The following is a 23,359-nucleotide window of genomic DNA, read 5'->3' on the forward strand; positions in this document are numbered from 1 at the left end:
ATCCGCCCCTACCTTGGAGTCATCCCGCGGCGCCCAGCCACGGACACCCAGAACCAGGGAGCCGGACATGTCCATCACCACCACCAAACTCACCCGCGCGGCAGGCTTAGGCGCCGTCGCGGCGGGCCTGCTGTTCATCGGCATCCAAATCAACCACCCCCACCTGGACGCCACCTTCGTCACCACGACCGAATGGACGGTCCGCCAAGCCCTGAAGGTCCTCATGGCCGCCCTGTCGCTCATCGGCATCACCGGCATGTACCTGCGCCAGGTGAAGCAAACCGGGATGCTCGGCCTGCTCGGGTACCTCCTGTTCGGCGCCGGTTACCTCATCATGATGAGCATCGAAGTCATCGGTTTAGTCGTCCTCCCATCCATCGCCCACAGTGCACCCGGCTACGTCAACGACGTCCTGGCCGTTGCCACCGGCGGTCACGCGACCGGCGACATCGGCCTGATGCAGGCCCTCAGCCTGATCTCCGGCCTGGCATATATCTCCGGCGGCCTCGTCTTCGGGATCGCGCTCTTCCGCACCAACATCCTCGCCCGTTGGGCTGCGGCGCTCCTCGCCGGTGGCACCGCCGCAACCATCGCGATCCCCCTGCTGCCCCAGATCAACGAAAGGCTGTTCGCCGTGCCCACCGGCGTCGCCCTGATCGGCCTCGGATACTCCTTGTGGCGCGATCAGCGCGCCGCGGCCGCTCGGCCCATGCCCAGCACTGTCAGCCCGCCGCTGGACCCGGCCGGCGCCAAGTGACACAGCAGCAGCCGAATCAGCGGGGCGACGGCGGAAGTCGGGTCCTCATGACCCAGTCCCCCAAACTAGTGCCCGCCGGCTACCGGATTCGGGTCGACGGGCACCTCGACGACCACTGGTCTGCCTGGTTCGGTGACCTCACCCTGGCCCGCGAAAGCGACGGCACGACAAGCCTTACCGGTGTCGTCACCGACCAAGCGGCCCTGCACGGGCTACTCACAAAGGTCCGCGACCTCGGCGTCGCCCTGATCTCTGTGGAGGCCATACGTTGAGCACACCAGGGGCGATAGAGACGATGAGGTACCACCGCAAGATTGAGCTGAGAGCCCCACCGGCATGGAAGCGGCGGTCCTCAACGTCGTAGAGCACACATCATTGGTCGATGACCGTGGATGTTGCGCACCTGCCACCTGGTCGAGCCTTCTCAGTCTTCGGTGTCTCACATCCTCTCTCAACCCTTGCGGGCCGCGGAGTCTGGGGACAGAACTGCCGGCCGGTCCGGCGTCGAACATGGACGCAGCCTTCCGCACGCGTCACTGGCTGTCGTACTCGTCGTGGCGGCGGAACCAGAAGCCGGTCTCGTTGCGGCCCAGCGGCGCGCGGTCGAGCCACTGGTACATGCCCCAGAGGGAGTCCACGCCGCGCGCGTAGGCGGAGTAGGTGTGGTAGACGACGCCGTCCTCGAGGGCGAACGCGCTCACTCCGTGCTCTTCCTGCCGGTACGTCGCCCAGTCCGTTCCGACAACGCTCAACGCGAAGTCGTCGAGCCCGGACCCGTCCTCGCCGGCCGGCGCCCGAAAGTCCGCCGCGCGGTAGTTGTACTCGATGGTTCCCGACTCCCACTGCTCCTTCGTGAACGCCGCGTGGAAGTCGTAGTTGAAGTCGCTGCCGAACGACGACGCCCAGGGGAAGCGCCAGCCCATCCGCTGCTTGTACGCCTGCAGTTTCGCCAGCGGTGCCCGCGACACCGCGAAGAACGACACGTCGTGATTGGCGAAGTGGACCACGGAGCCTTCGAAACCGTCCGCGATCGCCGAGCAGGACGGGCACCCTGCCTCGAAGTCGGGCCCGAACATGAAGTGGTAGATGAGCAGCTGCGACCGTCCCCGGAACAGATCGGCCAGGGACGCTGCGCCGTCGTCGGTCTCGAAGCGGTACTCCTTGTCCATGCGGACCCAGGGCAGATCCTGCCGCTGCCGCGCCAGTTCGTCGCCACGCCGCGTCAGCGCCTTCTCGGCGTCGAGCAACTCCAGCCGGGCTGCAAGCCACTCTTCACGTGTTCCGGTCTTGTGATTGGTCATTGTCTCTCTCCTTCTTGCGTGTTGCACCAGCCTGATGGTGCCTCATCTTGAGGGCATAAGTCCGGGAACCGACGACGGCGCGATGAGGATCAGGAGTCCAAGCCCGACGATGGCCAGCGCCACTGACACATCGACGGCGGCTTTCGCGGGCAGGAGCTTCTGGGCGAGGACGACGATCATGGACATCCAGGTGACGCTCATGACGCTCAGCGCCACCAGCATCAGCATCAGTCCGATGCTCGAGCCGACGCAACAGAGCCCGAACTCGAATCCAGAGCCGACGCTCTCGCGGCAGCGCCGGCGGAAGTGCTGCTTGAGCGGCGTGAACTCGTAGACACCTGCCCCGATCACAATCGCACCGGCGGCGAAAGGCTCGTGCGGCCGGTACAACGCATAAACGGCAACGCCCACGAGTGTCCAGACGGCAAGGTACGACCCGAGGAAGAGCGGCACGGCGCGCATACGACCGTTGGCATGAGCGTGTCTCACGACTGCCGGAGCCGCGCCTGGCAGCATCATCGCCGCCATCATCGACACCCACAGCGGGACAAAGAACGTGAACGAACCGAGCCGGGTCGCAACGCCCATGTCCATGCCGTTCATCAGCCAGACGGCGACGACCCAGGATGCGGCGGCGAGACCGAGCGTCGTCGTCAGCGCGGCGAGTCGAAGTTGCACCGTGTCCCTCCCCCTGCTTATCCCGATCCCCGATGCGATTGCATGATGAAACCTCAGATGTGTCGCCTTGTATCAAAGGTGGCGCCAACTGGACGGCGGCGAGTCAACTTGTGTCGGCGGCTGACTCACAGGCGCCCGACTAAAAAAGCGGTGGACCCCCGGCCAGCGGATGACCGCCGCTTGCCCCATGCCTCGGGTTCAGGGTTCGACGTACATTTTCGCGGCTTCCTCAAGTTCGGTTGCCTGGGTCTGGGCCAGCCGTGTTTCCGCGGCCGTGTCGATGTGGCGGGTGAGTACCCAATAGAGGAAGGCTGAGACCGGCAGGCCGATGAACAGGGAGATGTCAGCGCCACCCATCGCTTCGGCCGCGGGTCCGACGAAGAGTTTTCCGGCGGAGAAGAAGGGAATCATGACCGCGAAACCCACGAGGTAGGCGGTGATTCCGGGCCAGCCCCAGCGTCCGTAAATGCCGTGGGGGTGGAAAATCTCCGCGATGGCATAGTGGCCCTTGCGGACGATGAAGTAGTCGGTGAGGTTGACGGCTGTCCACGGAATGAAGAAGTACAGCACCAGCAGCAGGAAGTCGTTGAAGTTGGCGAGGAAATCGGCGGATGCGATGTTGGCGAAGACGAGGGAGATGGCCGCGGTGATCACGATGGTGACGACGCGGATTCTGATTGTGGGCCGGATACGGCGCAGGCTGTCGATGGAGGAGATCAGGGTAAGGGATCCGCCATACATGTTCAGCGCCGTGACGGACAGGAGCCCGAGGGCTGCGATGAACAATGCGATCGATCCGAAGCCCGGGAACAGCTTGTCGGCAGTGTCCTGGATCGAACCGATGGTCTCGAAGTCCTTGCCGGCTGCCGCGGCGATGAATGAGCCCAGGAACATGACCCAGATACCGCCCAGGGCGCTCCCCCAGAATGTCCACTGGAACGTCCCGCGGGCGGATTCCGGGGGGAGGTAGCGGGAATAGTCCGAGACGTATATGGCCCAGGAAATCTGGTAACCGGCGGCCACGCCCAGTTGCCCGAGGAACGGGACGAGATGGAAATCGGCCAGATCGAATGCGCCGCCGGGCAGGTTAAGGTGGGTGAGAACCGCCACCGTCAGCAGCGCCAGCATGATGATGGTCAGGTATGTCAGGTAGCGTTCGAAGCCGTGGATCAGGTCATAGCCGAACAGCGCGACGGCCGCGGCGACAATCGTGACGACCCAGAACCAGAGCGTTTCGTTTCCGATGTGAAGGGACCCGGCCGCGGCTTGGCCGGCCAGGACTGTGTTGAAGACGTTGAATCCCGCGTACTGCAGGTAGGCAAACAGCCACACCAGCAGAGCCCCCACGTACCCGAACTGCGGACGGGACTGGATCATTTGAGGCAATCCGAGCTGCGGGCCCTGCGAGGAGTGCGCCGCCATGAACAGGGTGCCCACCAGCACGCCGATCGCGATCGCGATCAACGACCAGATCAGGTTCCCGCCCGTCGTGATGCTGATCAGCCCCACCGCGAGCGTGGCTATCTGGGCGTTGCTCATAAACCAAAGCGGCCCGATGTGCGAGACCTTTCCATGCCTCTCGTTGAGAGGAACATAGTCGATCGACCGGACTTCCAGTCGACGGCCCGTCACCGGACCCGTGGCTGCACTCATGACATGTCTCCTAGAACGTGCGATGCCGCCGGCATCGCCGCGGTATCGAAGGCTGCAGCGCCCGGAACCCGCGCCGGCGCCAAGATCTAGTGAAGCGGATCACATGCAGGTCGTGGACAAGACTAAACTCGAGTCATGCCTTTGCCCATAGACAGAATCATGGGCCTCTTTTTGTGCGAATGTCCACAGCCCGGGGTGAGAGCCGGTACCGCCGTCGACCGCCGCCCATCACCGTCAGTTCGAAGGTGACCGCCAATATGTCCCATCTCGTCCTCGCAGCCGTCCAGGCCCCTCCGCGGCCGATCGGTGAACCCCTCTCCGAGTTCGCCGGTGAAGTCGCCCGCGTCATGGCGGAGAACCCCGGAACGCAGCTGATGGTTTTTCCGGAACTTCACCTGTTCGCCGATGGAATCCCCGACAGGCAACGATCCGAAGCGCTCCAGGAAGCCGCGCAGCCTCTCGACGGGCCGCTCGTTAATGAGTTGAGGCAACTCGCCGGGGACCTCAAGCTCTGGTTGGTCCCCGGGAGTATCTGCGAACGCGGGCCCCAAGGCCAGCTGTTCAACACCTCCCTGGTCCTCTCCCCCGACGGCGTCCTGGCGGCCAGCTACCGGAAGATCTTCCCCTGGCGCCCGTTCGAACCCTACGACCCGGGAGACAAATTTGTGACGGTCGATCTACCCGGATTCGGCAGGGCCGGCCTGTCCATCTGCTACGACGCATGGTTCCCCGAGGTCACCCGGCAACTGGCCTGGATGGGGGCAGATGTCATCATCAATGTCGTCAAGACCACCACCCCGGACCGCGCCCAGGAACTGATCCTGGCCCGCGCCAATGCCATCGTCAACCAGGTATTCATGATTAGCATCAACGCCGCCGGACCCACCGGACAGGGCCGCAGCATCATCGTGGACCCCGAGGGCGCTGTCCTGTCAGAAGCCCCGGACGATGCCCCCTGCGTGCTGTCTACCGAGCTTGACATGGGGCATCCGGGCCGGGTCCGTTCAGGCGGTACCGCCGGACTGAACCGGATGTGGTCCCAGTTCAGGGCGGATGAACCTCCCATCGAGCTCCCCATCTACGGCGGCCGGATCAACCCCGCCAACTGGACACCGGAAGCCCACACGAATAGCCAGCCCTAGCTGGCTGGTGGCGGCTTGTTGTCAGTGTCCCGACTCCGCCAGCTCGGCCAGCAGCTCTGTCTTGCGTTCCTCGCTCGCGAAGGAGGACCGGATCGAGTTGGCCGCCATCCGCACGCAGTCGAACTCGGACAGGCCGATCACCGCCTTCAGCTGGGCGAAGTTGTCATCCACGTAGCCGCCGAAATACGCCGGATCATCCGAGTTCACGCTGACGTTCAGCCCCGCCGCGAGCATCGCCGGCAGCGGGTGGTCGGCCAGGGTGTCCACGGCCCGGAGCCTGACGTTGGACAGCGGGCAGACGGTGAGGGGCGTGAGGTCCTCGACGAGCCGTTCCACGAGCTCCGGGTCCTCCAGGCACCGGATGCCGTGGTCGATCCGCTCCGCACCCAGTACGTCCAGCGCCTCGATGATGTACGACGGCGGGCCCTCCTCGCCGGCGTGGGCGATGCGCCGCAGCCCGGCCTCCCTGGCCCGTGCAAACAGCCGCTCGAACTTCGCCGGAGGGTTGCCGACCTCCGCCGAATCGAGGCCGATCCCGGCCACCGGCGCGTCCATCGCCAGCAACTGCTCCAGCACGTCCCGCGCGGACTCCTCGGACAGGTCCCGCAGGAACGCCGCGATCAGCAGCGTGGAGATGCCGAACTCCTCGCGGGACGTCGCCAGCACCGACGCCACCCCGTTCACGCAGGTCGCCAGGGAAACCCCGCGGGACAGGTGCGCCTGCGGATCCAGCATGATCTCGGCATGCCGCACCCCGGCGAGCGCAGCCCGGGAAAGATAGGCCCGGGTCATGTCGGCGAAGTCCTGCTCGGTCCGCAGCACCGCCATGTTGGCGTAGTACAGGTCCAGGAAGGACTGCAGGTCCGTGAACTCATACCGGCCGCGGAGCTCGTCCAGGTCCGCGTACGGCAGCCGGATCCCGTTGCGCTCCGCGAGCGCGAAGATCAGTTCCGGCTCCAGCGTCCCCTCGATGTGCAGGTGCAGTTCGGCCACCGGCAGCGCGCCCTTGACGGCTGCGGGGACGTCCGCCTCCAGCTCGGTTGCGTGGTGGGGATCGGTACTGCCCGGGCCGGTGCTGCCCGTGCTGCCGGTGCCGGGATCGCTGGTGCCGGCGCCAGCGCCGCCGTCGTAAGGTTCCATCCGGCAAGGATAATGCCCGGGAGCGCCGGCGCCGCTAGAGTCGGAGCAATGCAAAGTGAACAGCATGCTTCTGATTCCGCTGCCATGACCCTGCCAACGCTGGCTCCCGGCCACCCCAGGGATGGTTTTGTCCGGGTGCGCGGCGCCCGGGAAAACAACCTGCGCACCGTGGATGTGGACGTGCCCCGCGACGCCATCGTGGCGTTCACCGGAGTCTCCGGCTCGGGCAAGTCGTCCCTGGCTTTCGGCACCATCTATGCCGAGGCCCAGCGCCGCTACTTCGAATCCGTGGCGCCGTACGCCCGCCGGCTCATCCAGCAGGGCCACAATCCCAAGGTGGAGCAGATCACCGGGCTGCCGCCCGCCGTCGCACTCCAACAGCGCCGCGGCACGCCCAAGTTCGCGGTCCACCGTCGGCACGGTGACGACGCTGTCCAACCCGCTGCGGATGCTCTTCTCGCGGGCCGGCAGCTACCCCGACGGCGCTGGCCAGCTGGACTCGGACGCCTTCTCCCCGAACACCGCGGCTGGCGCCTGCCCGGAATGCCATGGCCTGGGCGTCGCGCACACCGTCAGCGAAGCCTCCCTGGTCCCGGACCCCTCGCTGAGCATCCGCGACGGCGCCATCGCGGCCTGGCCCGGCGCCTGGCAGGGCAAGAACCTGCGCGACATCCTCACCCACCTGGGTTACGACGTCGACACCCCGTGGCGGAAGCTGCCCAGGAAACACCGCGACTGGATCCTCTTCACCGAAGAGCAGCCCGTGGTGGAGGTGACGCCCCAGCGCGACCGCGTCGCCAAGCCGTACAAGGGCCGGTTCTGGAGCGCCCGGAGCTATGTGCTGCACACCCTCGCCGATTCCCAGAGCACCACCATGCGGGAGAAGGTGCTGCGCTTCATGGAAACCGGACCGTGCCCGCGCTGCGGCGGCAGCGGCCTGACCCCCGCCGCCCTCGCCGTGACCTTCGCCGGGAAGACCATCGCCGGGCTCAACGCCGTGCCGATGACCGAACTCGCGGAGATCATCCGCCCCACCACGGAGCTCACGGCAGCCGGGACCGCCTCCCGCAAGCAGTCCTCCGGCGAAGGCAACGAGGTGGCCGTCGCCATCACCCGGGACCTGCTGCAGCGGGTCACGGTGCTCCTGGACCTGGGGCTGGGCTACCTCGCCCTGGGCCGCTCCACCCCCACGCTCTCCCCCGGCGAGATGCAGCGCCTCCGGATCGCCACCCAGCTCCGCTCCGGCCTGTTCGGCGTGATCTACGTGCTCGACGAGCCCTCGGCCGGACTGCACCCCGCCGACGCCGAGCCCCTCCGGCCGGCGTTGGTTCCCGCGCCGGCGTTGGTTCCCGCACCGGCGGCGGCGTCCGCCGGGAAGCTGCCGGCTGGCTGGAACTGCGGGACATCAGCCGGCACAACCTGCGCGGGCTCGACGCCGACTTCCCGCTGGGCGTCCTGACCGCAGTCACCGGCGTGTCCGGTAAATCGACACTGGTCAGTCATGTGCTCGCCGAGGTGGTCGGCGGGCAACTGCATCCCGACGCCGCAGCGGACGCTCAAACGGCGGACCGGACGTCCCTGGTTAATCCAGACGCCGACGCCGACGCCGACGCCGGTGAGCTGGGCGGGCCGCTGACCGTCGGACCCGTCTCCGGGCTGGAGCAGCTGGACCGGCTCGTCACGGTGGACCAGAAGCCGATCGGCCGGACCCCGCGCTCCAACCTCGCCACCTACACGGGACTGTTCGACGCCGTCCGGAAGGAGTTCGCGGCCACGGACGAGGCCCGCGCCCGCGGTTTCGGCGCCGGACGATTCTCTTTCAACGTGGCCGGCGGACGCTGCGAAACGTGCCAGGGCGAGGGCTTCGTCGCCGTCGAACTCCTGTTCCTGCCCGGCAGCTACGGCCCCTGCCCCGAATGCCACGGCTCGCGCTACAACCCCGAAACGCTGGAGGTCACGTACCGGGGCAAGAACGTCGCCGAAGTGCTGGGCCTGACGGTGAACGCGGCCGCAGGGTTCCTCGCCGGCGTCCCCGCCGCAGCGCGCAGCCTGAAAACCCTGCGCGAGGTGGGCCTGGGCTACCTGCGGCTGGGCCAGCCCGCCACCGAACTCTCCGGGGGCGAAGCCCAGCGCATCAAGCTCGCCACCGAACTGCAGCGCGCCCAGCGCGGCCACTCGCTGTACCTGCTGGACGAGCCCACCACCGGCCTGCACCCGGCCGACGTCGAACTCCTGATGGCACAGCTGCACCGGCTCGTGGACGCCGGCAACACGGTGGTTGTGGTGGAACACGAGATGGATGTGGTGGCCGCCGCCGGCTGGGTGATCGATCTGGGGCCTGCCGGCGGCGACGCCGGCGGCAGGATCGTGGCCACCGGGACGCCCGCCGTCGTCGCCCGTTCCACGAAGAGCCGGACGGCGCCGTATCTCGCGGCGGCGCTCCAGGCTGGACCCCGCCACGAAAAGACGATGAACATAACGTCTTGATAGCGGTCCGGGCCTGCCTTAGCCTTGCTGCAGCTCCCTTCGTAGCGCCACGCACAAAAAACGACGCAGGAGCCCTCCCACGGGGAGGGCTCCTGCGTCGTTGCTTGGGGCGTTCTACCGGACGGTAGGCAACCGGACTTCAGTCAGCTGGTTTTCAGGCGGCTGGATTTCAGGCGGTCCGGGGCAGTTCGCGGACGATCCGTACTTTCCAGGCGGCGTCGTCGCTCGTGTCGAGCAGGGCCACGGTGCCCATGGCCAGGTTCAGGGCCACGCGCTTGGCGGCGAGCAGTTCGAGGTAGAGCTTTTCGTTCATCCGGGCGGGGGCGTCGATGACGTACTTCACGCCGTCGCGGACCTTGCGGTAGTTGTCGCTGCGCTCCCGGTGGAGGTGCAGTTCCAGCATCTGCCGCTGCCGCAGCCTCGGTTCGTGGCGGTTCAGCCAGGACACGGCGTAGTGGACTGCCACCACGAGGGCCAGCGACACAACGTAGATCTGCCAGCCGCTGGTGAGCAGGAACAGGGGGAGATTGGCGATCGCCACGATGGCGATGAAAACCCGGAACGCCCGGATGCGCCGCATGGTCAAAGCCACGGAGGCCAGGGCGGCGCGGAAGCCGTGCTGTTCCTTGCGCGCCGCCGCGGGATCAATGGTGAACTCTTCCAGCACGAGAATGCCATTTGCTTCCGGGCCGAGCATCTGTCCGTACTTGGGCGCAACTGGCGCCTCAGGTGTAAGTGTCATGGTGTGTCTTCCGCAGGGCAGGGGGTGGTTAGTGCTATTCTACCCGCCATAACAAGGTGCCGCCTGCTGGTGCTTCGAAATGTGAAGGCGCTCACCCCGATCCGTCCGCAATTGGTGCATTAGGCGCGGGGCGTCAAACTGGAGAGATGCAGACTTTCCTCCCCTTCCCCGATTTCCGGCAGAGCGCCGCGGTTCTGGACCGCGTCCGGCTCGGCAAGCAGCGCGTTGAAGCGCTGCAGATCCTGCGTGCGCTGGTGATCCCCGAGTATGGCTGGCAGTCCCACCCTGCCGTCCAGATGTGGATGGGCCATGTGCCTGCGCTGACCCTCTATGGCCTGTCCATGGTGGACGAATGGACGGCCCGCGGCGGCGAGGACAGCACCCGTGACAAGATCATGGAATTCGCGCCCCAGGCGGCACACCCTGCCTATGCCGCCAAGATTCCCATGCCTCCGTGGCTGGGGAACCCCGAGCTGCACCTCAGCCACCGCTCCAGGCTGATCGCCAAGGATCCGCGGTTCTACTCGCCGCTGTTCCCGGGCACGGAACCGGACCTGGAGTACGTCTGGCCCGAGCCCAAGCACCTGCTGGTGCCGCAGGATCCTTCCGGGGACCGCCTGTGGGTGCTCCGCCTGCCGGTCGGGGACATCGAGCCCGAGCAGCTGGACACCATCAGCCTGCCGCCGGCGGGACGCGCGAAGGCCGCAGCCGCGGACGACGAGTACCAGTTCGTCTACGCCGATTCGGGTGCCCGGCGCCCGGCCAAGCAGCGCAAGCTTCCTCCCAAGCAGCTCGTCAAGAAGCCCACCCGGAAACGCCAGCAGCAGGAGGAAGCCTTCACCACGCTGCCCGGCAACTCCGTGGTGGCGATCCCGTTCGCGGGCGGCGCTTCCTTCGCCGTGGGCAAGGTCCTGGGCCGGCCCATCACGGTGGAAGGCCGCTTCGCCCGCAACTTCAAGGTGGACGAGGTCCTGGACCGCTCGGCCTTCGATTACCCGGCACTCCTGCAGGATCCGCGGATGTTCTTCCCGGTCCCCGCACCCTAAGGACACCTTGGTGCCGCCCTTGTAATGCAGGCGTTTGATTGGGAAAATCACCATCGTCTGGAATAAGGTGGCAGCCACACGTTTGCATCCACCCGGGGCAGCCGTGCACGCCATCGATATTGGGGGACGACATGGCTGCTGGAGATGGGGCTGCCGAGCAGTCAAGGCGCGCCACGGAACGCGTGGCCCGTCTCCGACGCGAGCTGGAACAAGCCGAACGGAACGTACAGTCCTGGTCTGTGGGCGCGACCGGCGAGGCGATGGTTGCGGCGAAAACGGGTGAGTTGGCCGCCAGCGGCTGGTCGGCTCTCCACGACGTCCATTGGCCGGGCAGGCCCAAGGCAAACCTTGACCACATCCTGATCGGACCCGGCGGAATCGTCGTCGTCGATGCCAAGAACTGGAGCGGCAACGTACAGACTGGCGGCGGAAGGCTGCGCCAGAACGGCTACCGGAGAGATAGGGAAGTACTCGCGGCCGCAGAACAAGGCGCTGCCGTGGCGGCGCTCCTGGAGCCGCACCACCGTCTCTTTGTCCGCGGCTGGATCTGCCTGGTGGCGCAGCCGGACGTCGATGAGAGCGCCGGGAGCGCCGTCAGAATACTGGGATTGGACAGGCTCTGCCCGGCGGTGGCCGGCCTGCCGCCCGTTCTGGACGCAGCCGAGGTCCAAGTCATCCATGCCTACCTGACCGAACAGCTTGCGGGGCCGTCGAGTCCTCGGCTCCTCACCACAGCGCAGCTCGCCACAGCGCAGTTCGCGAGCGCAGATGCTCCGGCAGCCTCCTTGCAGCAGTGGCGGAACCGGGCCCAGGCGGGAGCCAGCCAGGATACGCCGCTGGGCCAGCCCCAGCCGGGACCCAGCAAGGATACGCCGCTGGACCAGCCCCAGCCGGGACCCAGCAAGGATACGCGGCTGCGCAAACCCCGGCTCGGACTCAGTACGGGTTGGCCACTGCGCCAACGTCGACTCGGACCCAGTATGGGTTCGCCACGGCGCAAACGTCGGGGGAAATCCAGGGGGCCAAGTTGGCTGGAACTGCTGCTGCAGTTGACCCTCCTGATCGTCGGTGCATCAATGCTGACGAACTTCGCGTCCGCTTATCGGCCTGCAGCCCCGTCAACGCCCCGCCCATCTCCGACCGTGTCCCAGACACTGCCCGCTCGTTAGCCGCCTGGTGCCGGCGCACCGGCGAAGCTGGCAGACTGGCCAGCATGACTGTACTTCTGGCCGGTTGCGGCGATCTGGGCACCGAGGCAGGGCTGCGCTTCGCAGCCGCCGGCCACCGGGTAGTGGGCTGGCGGCGTTCGCCGGAGAAACTTCCGGCTGCCATCGACGGCGTCGCGGCTGACCTGAGCTCCGGCGGCCTGCCGCCCCTCCCGGCGGACACCACCGCCGTCGTCGTCGCCGTGGCGGCCGATGCCCCTACCGAGGAGGCCTACCGCGCAGCGTACGTCGACGGCGTGGCGAACGTGCTGGACGCCGTCCTGGCTTCACGGGGCAGCGACCGTGGACCGGGCGACGGCGCCAACGGCGTCGAGGGTGGTATTCCCGTCCGGGTCCTGTTTGTCTCGTCGACCGCGGTCTACGGGGACGCCGGCGGCGGCTGGGTTGATGAAAGCACGACGGCGGCGCCCGGCGGTTTCTCGGGCCGCATCCTCCGCGAAGCGGAGGAACTGCTCCACAGCCGGCTGCGCGGCACCGGAATCACGCCCGTGGTGCTGCGGCTGGGCGGAATCTACGGGCCGGGCCGGACCCGGCTGATCGACCAGGTGCGCGGCGGGACCGCCGTGGTGCCTGCCGGGTCGCGCTTCACCAACCGCATCCACCGGGACGACGCCGCGGCGGCGATCGTCCGGCTGTGCAGCATGTCCGATACGCCCGGACCGGTGTACCTGGGCGTGGACAACGAACCGGCAGAGCTCGGCGAGGTGCTGCGCTTCCTGGCCGCCGAGCTGGGACTCCCCCGGCCGCCGTCGGCCTCCGGATCCGGTGACTCGACGGCGCGCGGCTCCGCGGGAAGCTCCGCGCGCGGCTCCGCGGGTGGCGAGCCGTCGCGGGGCGGCAATAAGCGCTGCAGCAACGCGCTATTGCGCGGCACCGGCTTCGAGTTCGCCTATCCGAGCTTCCGCGAAGGCTACCGGGCCATCCTCGCCGGCGCCGGCGTGCGGCACCCTTAGAGGCGCCCCTGCTCCGCATGCCAGCTGCTTCGGATATCAGCGCCGACCCGCCTTTTCTCGAGGGGAACCATGGATTTTCAGCACATTATTGAGACCGTCGGCCGGTTTATGGACTTCGCCGGGGTGGCCGTCATGGTGGTCGGCGCCCTCGTCTCCATCCCGATGGCCCTGCGCGGATTCCAGCCCCAGGGCCGGCCCGCAGGGTCCGAGCCGCTGTCCGTCTACCGCTCCTACCGGCAACTGCTGGGCCGCTCCATCCTGCTGGGACTGGAGCTGCTGGTGGCGGCCGACATCATCCGGACCGTCGCCGTCACGCCCACCTTCGAAAGCGTGGGCGTGCTGGCCATCATTGTGCTCATCCGGACGTTCCTGAGCTTCTCGCTGGAACTGGAAATCACCGGTCGCTGGCCGTGGCAGAAGCAACCGGCAGGTTCCACCGCGCCCGCCTCCGGCGGCTGAACTCCTTTCCGCCTGGCTGTCTCCGAAGCTAGGCTCGGCCCATGGCTGAACCGCCGCATGCCCCAGGTCCCTGGCCGGAGCCGCCGGAGCTTCCCCGGCCCGTCATCATGCACCAGCGGTGGCTCGACGCCGTCTTCCTGCACTGGCGTATTCCCGAGGCCGTCGCGGCGCCCCTGCTGCCCCCAGGCGTGGTCCCGGACCTTTTCGACGGATCCGCCTGGGTGGGCCTCATCGGGTTCCGGCTGCGGGCCGCCGGACTGGGCAACGGCCCGCCCGTCCCGTATTTCGGCGATTTCAACGAGATCAATGTCCGCCTCTATTCCCGGGGGCCGGACGGCACGCGCGGCGTTGTCTTCCTCAGCCTGGATGCGTCCAGGCTGGCGGCGGTACTGGCCGCGCGGGCCGCCGGGATCCCGTATGTGTGGTCCCGGACGAGCGTCCGGCCGCCTGGCTTTCCGGTCCCGGCGGACCCGTCGGACCGGTCCATCGGGTATTCGGTGCGCCGGTTCCGGGGCGGTGCAAGGAGTGATTTCGCTGTGTCCCCGGGGCCCGACGGCGGAGCCACGGATCCGTTGTCCGTCCACCTCACCGCCCGGTTCGGTCTGCACACCCGCTTCCGCGGCCGCACGCTGTACATTCCCAATACGCATGGCCCCTGGCCGCTGTACCGTGCCCGGCTGATCCTGCTCGATGATGAGCTGGTAGGCGCGGCGGGGATTACCGTTCTGGGGCCGCCCGAGTCCGTGCTGTTCTCGCCCGGAGTCCGCACGCAGTTCGGCCGTCCTCGAGTACTGGGGCATCCCTGACGGCGGAAGCCCTGACACTGGGGATGCGGGCGGCGCCAGGGGCTGCTAATCCTGTCGTAGGTCGCAAGTAGATTTGACTCATGGAAGACACCAGGGAGTTCGTCTCCTTCGCGGAGGCGGGGCAGGACGCAGGGTCTGCCCTGGGCCGTGCCCTGGGCTTGCTCCGGACGGAGCCTGCCCTGGTCCGTGCCCTGGGCTTGCTCCGGACGCTGGCCTCGACGGCCGTGCAGGACGCCGGGTCCTGGGGATGCCAGGCTGCCTCGGACTTCGCCGGCGAGGTGGAGGAACTCTCGCGGACCGTGGAGTATCTCCAGCTCGTCGCGGCCGGGGCAGTGGACCGGACCAGGAAACTGCCGGCCGCCACGGCTTTCACGGGCACCACGTCGTGGGCCACCGGGTGGCGGGACAGCCCCGTCGACAGCTCCAGCGGCAGCCCGGGCTGTGCCGCCGGGGCTGACGCTTCCGTGGCGGCCTCCGTGGCCAGCGGATCCGGGGCGGTGGCCGTGCCGGTGGATGACGGCTTCCGGAACACGACCGAGTTCCTGCGGGCGCGGCTGCGGATCAGCGCCGCGGAGGCCCGCCGCCGGCTCTCCCTTGCCGGCAGCGTCCTGCCGCGCCCGGTACTCGCCGGCCGGCAGCCGATGCCTGCCCTCCGGGCGGAACTCGGCGAGGCCGTCGCCGCCGGGGAGGTCCCGTCCCGGTCCGCGACCATCATCGCCCTGGCCCTGGACGGCGTCCGGCACAGCTGCGACGCCGCGGCCGCGGCGGCGATGGAGCACGCCCTGACGCGCACCGCCGCCGAAAACGACCCGGACTTCCTGGTCCGGATCGCCCGGCGCTGGGCGGACGCCCTGGACCAGGACGGCGCCGAACCCTCCGAAGAACTGCTCCGCCAGCTCCAGGGCGCCTTCATCCGCCGCACCCGCCACGGCCTGCACCACCTGGAAATCTTCGCCACCGCCGACCAGTTCGAACAGCTCCTCACCGTCATGAACACCGCCACCAACCCCCGCACCCGGCCCACGGGGCCAGCCAGCGCTTCCAGCGACGGCCAGGAACCCGGGGCCGCCCCCGCCGCTTCCACCGCCGCTTCCACCGCCGCTGCCCGGGCGGCCGCTGCCGCGATCCCGCGTGCCGGCGGCGAAGACGACACTGACCCCGGCGCGGCGGGGCTGGACCTCCGCTCCCGCCCGCAGAAACTCCTCGACGGCCTCGTCGGCGCCTGCAAGGCCGCGCTGGCTACGGGCGGACTGCCCGCCGCGGGAGGACTCCGCCCCCAGGTCATGGTCACCATCGACTACCGTGCCCTCCTCGAAAGGCTCGGGGACACCGGCACCTTGGCCCGGACGGCGTCGCACACCGGAACCCCGAACACCGGAACAGGGAACACCGGGACGCTGAACACCGGGACACTGCTGTTCACCGGCCCCGTCACCGCCGCCACCGTGCGGAAGATCGCCTGCGACGCGGACATCATCCCGGTCCTGCTCGGGACCGAGGGCAGGATCCTGGACATCGGCCGGACCTCACGGATCTTCCCGCCCCACATCCGCAAGGCCCTCACCGCCCGGGACCAGGGCTGCGCCTTCCCCGGCTGCACCATCCCCGCGCCCTGGTGCGAAGCCCACCACATCAGCTACTGGTCCCGCGGCGGGTCCACCAGCACCGACAACGGCACGATCCTCTGCTCCCATCACCACCACCTGGTCCACAAGGAACAATGGACCATCCAGCTCCGCACCGGCATCCCCTGGTTCATCCCCCCGCCCCACCTCGACCCGCGCCAGGAGCCACGACGAAACCACTACTTCAGGTCATGAAAGCCCGCCCTCGCCCGCGCCACCGGCGCTGGCCGGAGAACGCTGCACCAGGCCGGAGAAAGCTGTACCAAAATACGCCTCCGCATCGCCACGGTTGCTGCAACGATTGATGTAGCTGCCGATCCACCGTGAACTTCCGCCCCACCCCGAACCAAGGGAGGCACAGCATGCTCAACCGCTTCTACGTCAACCCCATTCTGCCCGCGCAGGACGGAAACCGCGCACGGATCTTTTACCGTGACGTCCTCGGCCTCGACCTTTTGTCGGGCCCCACAGAGGACCCCATGGCATTCGGCGCGGCCTCCGGCTCGAGCATCGTCCTGAGCGAAATGCCCGACCGGATTCCGCCCCCATATCCGGTGGTCAGCTTCATGGTTACGGGCATCGAGGACCTCGTCGAGGCCCTCAAGGTCCGGGGCGTCAATTTCCAGCCCCTCGCCCCGTCCAGTTTTGCCGGCGTGGAAGGAAAACCCGTCGGCGATGTGATGGATTTCGGGCTGGTCAAGTCAGCGTTCCTGAAAGACACCGAAGGCAACGTGATCGCGCTCAACGAGATCATGACCTGACGGTTCGCATCACCGTTGGCCGCCTACCGCCCCGCGTCGCTCCCGTGGGCGCCGCTCAGTTCGGCCTTCACTTTCCGAGCCCCGCCTTCCGGAGCGCTTCGGCCATCGCAGTGTTGGCCGGCGACAGCTGCGGCTGCCCGGCGGAAGCTTGCCGTGAAGGAGCCTTCCGTGAGGCCGCCTGACCACCGCGTGTCTGCGCCGTGGATGGCTGACCAGCGCCTGCCTGCCCGCCACGGGCCTGACCAGCCGATGCCTCCCGGGCCGGCGCTGGCCCCTGCGGCCCTGGACCCTGCGTCGAAGGCGTTTGCTTCGACGGCGCCTGCCGCGCGCGCTCGGGCCGGGAACCGCCACGTCCGCCGGAAGCTGCCGGTTCGTCGTCGAGCCTCAAGGTCAGGGAGATGCGTTTCCGCTCCGGATCCGCCTCCAGGACCTTGACCCGGACCACCTGCCCTGACTTCACCACCTCGCGGGGATCGGAGACGAAGCGGTTGGCCAGCGCCGAGACGTGCACCAGCCCGTCCTGGTGCACGCCGATGTCGACGAACGCGCCGAACGCCGCCACATTGGTCACCGTTCCTTCCAGCACCATCCCGGGCGTGAGGTCGGCGATCTTCTCGATCCCCTCCGCGAACGTTGCCGCGGCAAACGCCGGCCGCGGGTCCCTGCCGGGCTTCTCCAGCTCCGCGATGATGTCCCGCACCGTCGGCAGGCCGAAGGAGCCGTCGACAAAGTCCTGCGCGTTCAGCGCCGCGTAGCTTCCGCCTGCGCCTCCGCCTGCCTTCATGATCTTCCGCGCCACCGGATAGGCCTCGGGGTGCACACTGGACGCATCCAGCGGCTCCGGTCCCCCGGTGATGCGCAGGAAGCCCGCGCACTGTTCGAACGCCTTGGCGCCGAGCCGCGGCACCTTCTTCAGCTCGGCGCGCTTGGCGAACGGGCCGTGCTCGTTCCGGTACGCCACGATGTTCTCGCTCAGCAGCGGCCCGACGCCGGCCACCCGGCTCAGCAGGGCCGGCGAGGCGGTATTGACGTCCACGCCCACCGCGTTGACGCAGTCTTCCACCACGGCGTCGAGGCTCCGGTCCAGCTTCGCGGCGGTGACGTCGTGCTGGTACTGCCCGACGCCGATCGACTTCGGCTCGATCTTCACCAGCTCCGCGAGCGGGTCCTGCAGCCGCCGCGCGATGGACACCGCCCCGCGCAAGGACACGTCCATGCCAGGCAGCTCCGCCGCGGCCAGGGCGGACGCCGAATACACCGAGGCGCCCGCCTCGGAGACCACGAGCTTCTGCGGCTTGCTGTCAGCGTCCGCGCCGAGCTGCTTGATCAGCTCGGCGGCGAGCTTGTCCGTCTCCCGCGAGGCGGTGCCGTTGCCAATGGCGACGAGTTCGACGGCGTGCTTCCGCGCCAGCCCCACAAGCGTCCGCAGCGCCTCATCCCATTTCCGTGCCGGCGCGTGGGGATAGACCGTGTCCGTGGCCACGACCTTGCCGGTGCCGTCCACGACCGCGACCTTCACCCCCGTGCGCAGACCCGGGTCCAGGCCGAGGGTGGCACGGTTACCGGCGGGCGCGGCCAGCAGCACGTCCCGGAGGTTCGCGGCGAACACGCGGACGGCCTCGTCCTCGGCGGCGGCGAACATCCGGCTGCGCAGATCGCCCGTCAGCCGGGCCAGCACCCGCGAGCGCCACGCGAGCTGGGCGGTCTGCAGCAACCAGGCGTCGGCGGGCCGGCCGCGGTCGGCGACCCCGAGGAACCTGGCCACGGCGGATTCGTAGCGGCCGCGGGCGGCGGCCAGGGCGGCGTCGTCGGACGGCTCGGCCTCGGCGAGGTCCAGCTCCAGCACTCCGTCCTTCTCACCGCGCAGCAGCGCCAGGACCCGGTGCGAGGGCATCCCGGACGGCGCCTGGGAGAACTCGAAATAGTCCTTGAACTTCTGCCCCTCGGCGTCCTTGCCCTTCTTTACGCGGGACACCATCCGCCCCTGCGTCCACAGCCGTTCCCGCAGCGATTCGGCCAGATCGGCATCCTGGGCGACCCGTTCCACCAGGATCGCCCGCGCGCCGGCGAGCGCCGCGGCGGTGTCGCCAATGGCATGCCCGGTGTTCAGGTACTTGACGGCTTCGCGCTCCGGATCCAGGTCCGGCCGCTTCAGCAGCGCCTCGGCGAGGGGCTCCAGGCCGGCCTCGCGCGCGATCTGCGCCTTGGTCCGCCGCTTGGTCTTGAACGGCAGGTAGATGTCCTCCAGCCGCGACTTGGTGTCCGCGCCGACGACGGCGGCCTGCAGCTCCGGGGTCAGCGCACCTTGCGCGGCAATCGCTTCCAGGATGGTACGACGGCGGTCCTCAAGTTCGCGCAGGTAGCGCAGCCGTTCCTCCAGCTCGCGGAGCTGCGTGTCATCGAGCGTGCCGGTGGCTTCCTTGCGGTACCGGGCGACGAAGGGCACGGTGGAACCGGCGTCGAGCAGGTCAACGGCCGCCTTAACCTGCCAGGCCTTGACGCCGAGCTCGTCGGCGATCTGGGCGGCGATGCCGGACTCCTGGCTTGGCGGGGTCTGGGCGGAGGGGGAAGGGCGCTGCGGAAGTTGGCTCACCTAGCCCATTTTGCCACCACATGCGCCGGGCAGCGGCGCATGGCCATGGGCCGGCGGGCCCTCCGTTCGGGGCGCGGCTCAATTTGTCAGGGGGCTTTGATAGCTTGGCGGGAAGAGATCAACGGCAACCACAACGCAACCACAGCGCAACCACAAGGACCGGGGGCACAGTGTTTTTTCTTGAACCGGAAGTTCCGGGAGCTGAACAGGATCTGGTCTTTTCGGCGAGCGATCTCGTGGTGGCGGCCAGCTGCGAATACCAGCTGCTGCGGAAGCTCGACGAGAAGCTGGGCCGCTCCCCGGCCCCTGAGTTCGGCGTCGACGACATGCTCGAACGCACCGCCGCGCTGGGCGACGTCCACGAACACAAGGTCCTGGCCACCTTCCTCGAGGATTTCGGGGTGTGGGATCCCGCCACCGGCCGCGGCGTGTACGACGTCGTTCCCGCCGTAACCATGGACCGCGCCATCCTCCGGGCTAAGCATCACGAATCGATGGGGGCTCTCCGCTCGGGCGCCGACGTCGTGTTCCAGGCCGCCTTCTTTGACGGCCAGTTCCACGGACGGTCCGATTTCCTGGTGCGGCGCCCGGACGGCAGCTACGCCGTGTTCGACACCAAACTGGCGCGCCATGCGAAGGTGACCGCCCTCCTCCAGCTCGCGGCCTACGGGGACCAGCTGCTGAAGGCCGGGATCCGGCCGGATCCGGCGGTGACCCTGGTCCTCGGCGCCACGGTGCCTCTGGCCGAAGGCGGCTTCGACTACGTCCGCAGCAACCACAAACTTTTCGAGATCCTGCCCGTCTTCCGCGAGCGGCGCGAACGGTTCCTGGCACTGGTCGCGGCGCACCGGGGTCAGCCCGGGACTGTGGTCTGGGGCGCTCCCGGCATCACCGCCTGCGGCCGCTGCGGCTACTGCCAGGAGCGGGTCCGGGCCACGGACGATCTGCTGCTGGTGGCCCGGATGAACTCGGCGCAGCGGAAGAAACTCCGGGAAGAGGGCGTCTTCACCGTCCGGGACCTGGCCGAAGCCGGCCTGCCCCGCGCGAACGCGTCGCTCCGGCGGCTGCAGGAGCAGGCCAGAATGCAGAGCGGGCTCGGCGGCTCCGATGGCGGCGCGCGGCATCGGACGGAGGGCGAAGAACACAGCATCCGCTACCGCGTAATCCCGGAAAACACGCTGGCGGAGCTGCCACCGCCCAGCGACGGCGACATCTTCTTCGACTTCGAGGGCGACCCCTTGTGGCAGGACAGCGCCACCGGGGTCTGGGGGCTTGAGTACCTGTTCGGCGTGATCGAGGCGCCCACCGGGCCCACCGGGCACGGCGTGTTCAAACCGTTCTGGGCCCACAGCAGGGAGGCGGAGAAACAGGCCTTCCTGGATTTCCTGGACTATGTCGGGAAGCGCCGGGCCAGGTATCCGGACATGCACGTCTACCACTACGCTGCCTACGAGAAAACTGCCCTCCGGAAGCTCTCCGTCATGCACGTTGCCGGCGAGGACACCGTGGACCAGTGGCTGCGCGACGGTCTCCTGGTGGATCTCTACCAGACCGTCCGGAACAGCATCCTCATCTCGGGGAATTCTTACAGCCTCAAGAAACTCGAACCCCTCTATATGGGGACGAAGCTGCGCTCCGGGGACGTGAAGGACGCCGGCGCTTCCGTGGTTGCCTATGCCCAGTTCTGCGAGGCGCGCGACGCCGGCCGGGATGCGGAGGCCGCGGAAATCCTCGCCGGCATCTCGGACTACAACGAATACGATTGCCTCTCGACGCTGGGGCTCCGGAACTGGCTGCTCGGCCTGGCCCGCGAGCGCGGGATCAAGCCTGGAGCCCTCGCGGCCGCCGCCGACCGGGGCCAGGGCGCAGCTCCCGGCGCGGACGAGGACACGGCTTCCGGGGTGGAAGAGGACACGGCTTCCGGGGTGGACGACGGCGGCGAAGCGGATGCCGCCGTGAGCCTTGCGGAACTGGAGCTGGCGGACTTGGCCGGACCCGGCGTCGGCCTGTCCGAGGAGGACCGGAAGGCGGTCGCAATGCTGGCGGCGGCCGTGAGCTACCACCGCCGCGAGCGCAAGGCCTTCTGGTGGGCCCACTTTGACCGCTGCGAAAACGGCCCGGACACGCACCAGCGGGACCGGAACGTCTTTTTGGTCGAGGATGCCGAGGTCCTCGAGGACTGGTGGAAGGACGGCGCCAAGCTTCCGGAACGCCGGGTCAGGCTGACCGGCACGGTGACCCCCGGCTCGGACCTCCGGGAGGGCAGCACCTGGTTCCGCATGTACGAGCCGCCCCTTCCGGCCGGGCTCCAGGGCACAGGCATCGGCGGCGCCGGCCGCAACGGCTGGTTCGGGACCGAGATCCTGGAACTCGGGCACGACGACGGGAAGGACACCGTCATCATCCGGGACAAGCTGCGCCGCAACACGGAGCCCTACGCCCAGCTGCCGGTCGCGCTGACCGAAGACCAGCCCCTCCAGACCAGGAACCTCGAGGAAGCGCTGGCCGTCCTGGCCGACGACGTCGCCGCAGGCTTGCGCGCCGGCGGCAGTGCGTTTCCGCGCCACCCCGCCGTGGACCTGCTGCGGCGCGTTCCGCCGCGGCTTTCGGCCGGGCTGCCCTTGCCGGCCCCCGGCGACGGACCGGACCGTTTCGTTGATGCCATCACCGAGGCCGTGTCAGCCCTGGACCACTCCTACCTGGCCGTCCAGGGTCCGCCGGGAACGGGCAAGACGTACGTGGGCTCGCACGTCATCGCCCGGCTGGTGGCCCGCGGGTGGAAGATCGGCGTCGTCGGGCAGTCCCATGCCGTGGTGGAAAACCTGCTGAAGACCGCCATCGGCAAGGCCGGCGTCGATCCGGCCCGTGTCGCGAAGGAGGTGAAGCACCAGGAAGCCCTTCCCTGGGACCGTCGTTCGGCGAGGGATGTCGCGCGCCTGCTCGGCTCGCCGGGCGGCGCCCTGGTGGGCGGCACCGCCTGGACCATGACCGGCGCCACGGTGCCCGCCGGCTCGCTGGACCTGCTGGTGATCGACGAGGCCGGCCAGTTCTCCCTGGCCAACACCCTGGCCGTGGCGCAGGCCAGCAGCCGCCTGCTGCTGCTCGGGGATCCCCAGCAGTTGCCGCAGGTCAGCCAGGGCACCCATCCCGAGCCTGTCGATGAGTCGGCGCTGGGCTGGATTTCCGCCGGTCACGCCACGCTTCCGCCGGAGTTCGGGTACTTCCTGCCGGACTCGTGGCGGATGACCTCGGCCTTGTGCCGTGCCGTGTCCGGGTTTTCCTATGAGGGCCGGCTGCACTCCGCCCCGGCCGCGGATCTCCGACGCCTGGACGGCGTCCCGGCCGGAATCGAAACCGTTCTGGTCGGGCACAGCGGCAACATCACCTCGTCCCCGGAGGAGGCAGCCGAAGTACTCCGGCAGGTGCGGCGGCATCTGGGGCTCCAGTGGCACGACGCCGACGGCAGCCGCCCGCTGGAGGCCGCCGACATCCTGGTGGTGGCGGCCTACAATGCCCAGGTCAACCTGATCCGCGAGGTTCTGGACGGTGCCGGCCTGCCCGGCGTCCGGGTGGGGACGGTGGACAAGTTCCAGGGCCAGGAAGCGGCCGTGGTGATCGTGTCTATGGCCTGTTCGGCGGTATCCGAGGCTCCGCGGGGCATGGAGTTCCTGCTCTCGCGCAACCGGATCAATGTGGCGGTGTCCCGCGGGCAGGGGCGGGCGGTGGTGGTCCGCGCGCCCGAGTTGACCAACTACCTGCCCACGCATCCGGAAGGCCTGGAGCAGCTCGGCGGCTTCATCGGCCTGTGCGAGCGGTCCGTGGCTTCCTGAGGTTTCTGGGCCACCTCATCCTGTGCCACCTCACGGGGACATGCCCATTCTTTGATTGACCGGCCGCGGGACATGCCCATTCTTAAACGCGGACAGTGGGCAGAATGGCATTCTGCCCACTGTTCGTGGCTGCGGCTGGACATGTGCAGCCGTGCGTGGC

17 protein-coding genes and 1 pseudogene are annotated in these 23,359 nt (G+C 68.4%); 12 read left to right on the top strand and 6 right to left on the bottom strand.

Going from position 1 to position 23,359, the window contains the following annotated elements; all coding sequences use genetic code 11:
* The first annotated feature begins 67 nt into the window (after positions 1 to 67).
* Both J9611_RS01570 and J9611_RS01575 read left to right on the top strand, forming a co-directional pair.
* Positions 68 to 757, top strand: coding sequence for a hypothetical protein (locus J9611_RS01570; protein ID WP_211877070.1), 690 nt, complete (start codon positions 68 to 70; stop codon positions 755 to 757).
* Positions 758 to 804: 47 nt separating this feature from the next.
* On the top strand, positions 805 to 1,029 hold the full coding sequence (locus J9611_RS01575; protein WP_211877071.1) for a DUF8691 family protein: 225 nt from the start codon (positions 805 to 807) through the stop codon (positions 1,027 to 1,029).
* Between the two features lie 261 nt (positions 1,030 to 1,290).
* On the opposite strand, the gene J9611_RS01580 is transcribed toward J9611_RS01575, so the two are convergent.
* From J9611_RS01580 to J9611_RS01590, 3 genes are all read right to left on the bottom strand, one after another.
* Complete coding sequence (locus tag J9611_RS01580) at positions 1,291 to 2,058, bottom strand: DUF899 domain-containing protein (RefSeq protein ID WP_211877073.1); 768 nt, start codon at positions 2,056 to 2,058, stop codon at positions 1,291 to 1,293.
* A gap of 42 nt (positions 2,059 to 2,100) precedes the next feature.
* Entirely contained in the window at positions 2,101 to 2,736 is a 636-nt protein-coding gene (locus J9611_RS01585; RefSeq protein WP_211877075.1) for a DUF2182 domain-containing protein, read from the bottom strand.
* 198 nt (positions 2,737 to 2,934) lie between these two features.
* Positions 2,935 to 4,389, bottom strand: coding sequence for a purine-cytosine permease family protein (locus J9611_RS01590; protein ID WP_211877076.1), 1,455 nt, complete (start codon positions 4,387 to 4,389; stop codon positions 2,935 to 2,937).
* Between the two features lie 257 nt (positions 4,390 to 4,646).
* Here J9611_RS01590 and J9611_RS01595 point away from each other — a divergent pair, with 257 nt between their 5' ends.
* The gene (locus tag J9611_RS01595; RefSeq protein WP_211877078.1) at positions 4,647 to 5,531 is read left to right on the top strand and encodes a carbon-nitrogen hydrolase family protein; all 885 of its coding nucleotides are present in this window, start codon (positions 4,647 to 4,649) and stop codon (positions 5,529 to 5,531) included.
* Positions 5,532 to 5,552: 21 nt separating this feature from the next.
* On the opposite strand, the gene J9611_RS01600 is transcribed toward J9611_RS01595, so the two are convergent.
* Positions 5,553 to 6,671 carry an adenosine deaminase gene (locus J9611_RS01600; RefSeq protein ID WP_246527221.1) on the bottom strand — a complete coding sequence of 373 codons (1,119 nt, stop codon included), beginning with the start codon at positions 6,669 to 6,671 and terminating at the stop codon, positions 5,553 to 5,555.
* A gap of 48 nt (positions 6,672 to 6,719) precedes the next feature.
* On the opposite strand from J9611_RS01600, the pseudogene J9611_RS01605 reads away from it, so the two are divergent.
* Positions 6,720 to 9,158, top strand: a pseudogene (locus J9611_RS01605) (excinuclease ABC subunit UvrA).
* Positions 9,159 to 9,327: 169 nt separating this feature from the next.
* Here J9611_RS01605 and J9611_RS01610 read toward each other — a convergent pair.
* Positions 9,328 to 9,900: a hypothetical protein gene (locus J9611_RS01610; protein WP_211877080.1), complete on the bottom strand. Its 573-nt coding sequence runs from the start codon at positions 9,898 to 9,900 to the stop codon at positions 9,328 to 9,330.
* A gap of 146 nt (positions 9,901 to 10,046) precedes the next feature.
* Between J9611_RS01610 and J9611_RS01615 the strand changes: the two genes are divergently transcribed.
* The 7 genes from J9611_RS01615 (at position 10,047) to J9611_RS01645 (ending at position 16,776) form a co-directional block, all read left to right on the top strand.
* Positions 10,047 to 10,946, top strand: a complete 900-nt coding sequence (locus tag J9611_RS01615; protein ID WP_211877082.1) for an MSMEG_6728 family protein — start codon at positions 10,047 to 10,049, stop codon at positions 10,944 to 10,946.
* 131 nt (positions 10,947 to 11,077) lie between these two features.
* Positions 11,078 to 12,115: a nuclease-related domain-containing protein gene (locus J9611_RS01620; protein WP_211877084.1), complete on the top strand. Its 1,038-nt coding sequence runs from the start codon at positions 11,078 to 11,080 to the stop codon at positions 12,113 to 12,115.
* 44 nt (positions 12,116 to 12,159) lie between these two features.
* A complete protein-coding gene (locus J9611_RS01625; RefSeq protein ID WP_211877086.1) occupies positions 12,160 to 13,125 on the top strand; it encodes an NAD-dependent epimerase/dehydratase family protein in 966 nt (321 codons plus the stop codon).
* 69 nt (positions 13,126 to 13,194) lie between these two features.
* The gene (locus tag J9611_RS01630) at positions 13,195 to 13,584 is read left to right on the top strand and encodes a DUF1622 domain-containing protein (protein WP_211877088.1); all 390 of its coding nucleotides are present in this window, start codon (positions 13,195 to 13,197) and stop codon (positions 13,582 to 13,584) included.
* 41 nt (positions 13,585 to 13,625) lie between these two features.
* Positions 13,626 to 14,390, top strand: coding sequence for a YqjF family protein (locus J9611_RS01635; RefSeq protein ID WP_211877089.1), 765 nt, complete (start codon positions 13,626 to 13,628; stop codon positions 14,388 to 14,390).
* An 80-nt stretch (positions 14,391 to 14,470) separates the two neighbouring features.
* On the top strand, positions 14,471 to 16,210 hold the full coding sequence (locus J9611_RS01640) for an HNH endonuclease signature motif containing protein (protein ID WP_211877090.1): 1,740 nt from the start codon (positions 14,471 to 14,473) through the stop codon (positions 16,208 to 16,210).
* Positions 16,211 to 16,377: 167 nt separating this feature from the next.
* Entirely contained in the window at positions 16,378 to 16,776 is a 399-nt protein-coding gene (locus J9611_RS01645; protein ID WP_211877092.1) for a VOC family protein, read from the top strand.
* 67 nt (positions 16,777 to 16,843) lie between these two features.
* Here J9611_RS01645 and J9611_RS01650 read toward each other — a convergent pair whose 3' ends face one another.
* Positions 16,844 to 19,369: a Tex family protein gene (locus J9611_RS01650; RefSeq protein ID WP_211877095.1), complete on the bottom strand. Its 2,526-nt coding sequence runs from the start codon at positions 19,367 to 19,369 to the stop codon at positions 16,844 to 16,846.
* Between the two features lie 170 nt (positions 19,370 to 19,539).
* Here J9611_RS01650 and J9611_RS01655 point away from each other — a divergent pair, with 170 nt between their 5' ends.
* Positions 19,540 to 23,199 carry a TM0106 family RecB-like putative nuclease gene (locus J9611_RS01655; RefSeq protein WP_211877096.1) on the top strand — a complete coding sequence of 1,220 codons (3,660 nt, stop codon included), beginning with the start codon at positions 19,540 to 19,542 and terminating at the stop codon, positions 23,197 to 23,199.
* The last annotated feature ends 160 nt before the right edge of the window (positions 23,200 to 23,359 follow it).

It is taken from the genome of Pseudarthrobacter albicanus (genome assembly GCF_018224015.1).
Lineage (GTDB): Bacteria > Actinomycetota > Actinomycetes > Actinomycetales > Micrococcaceae > Arthrobacter > Arthrobacter albicanus.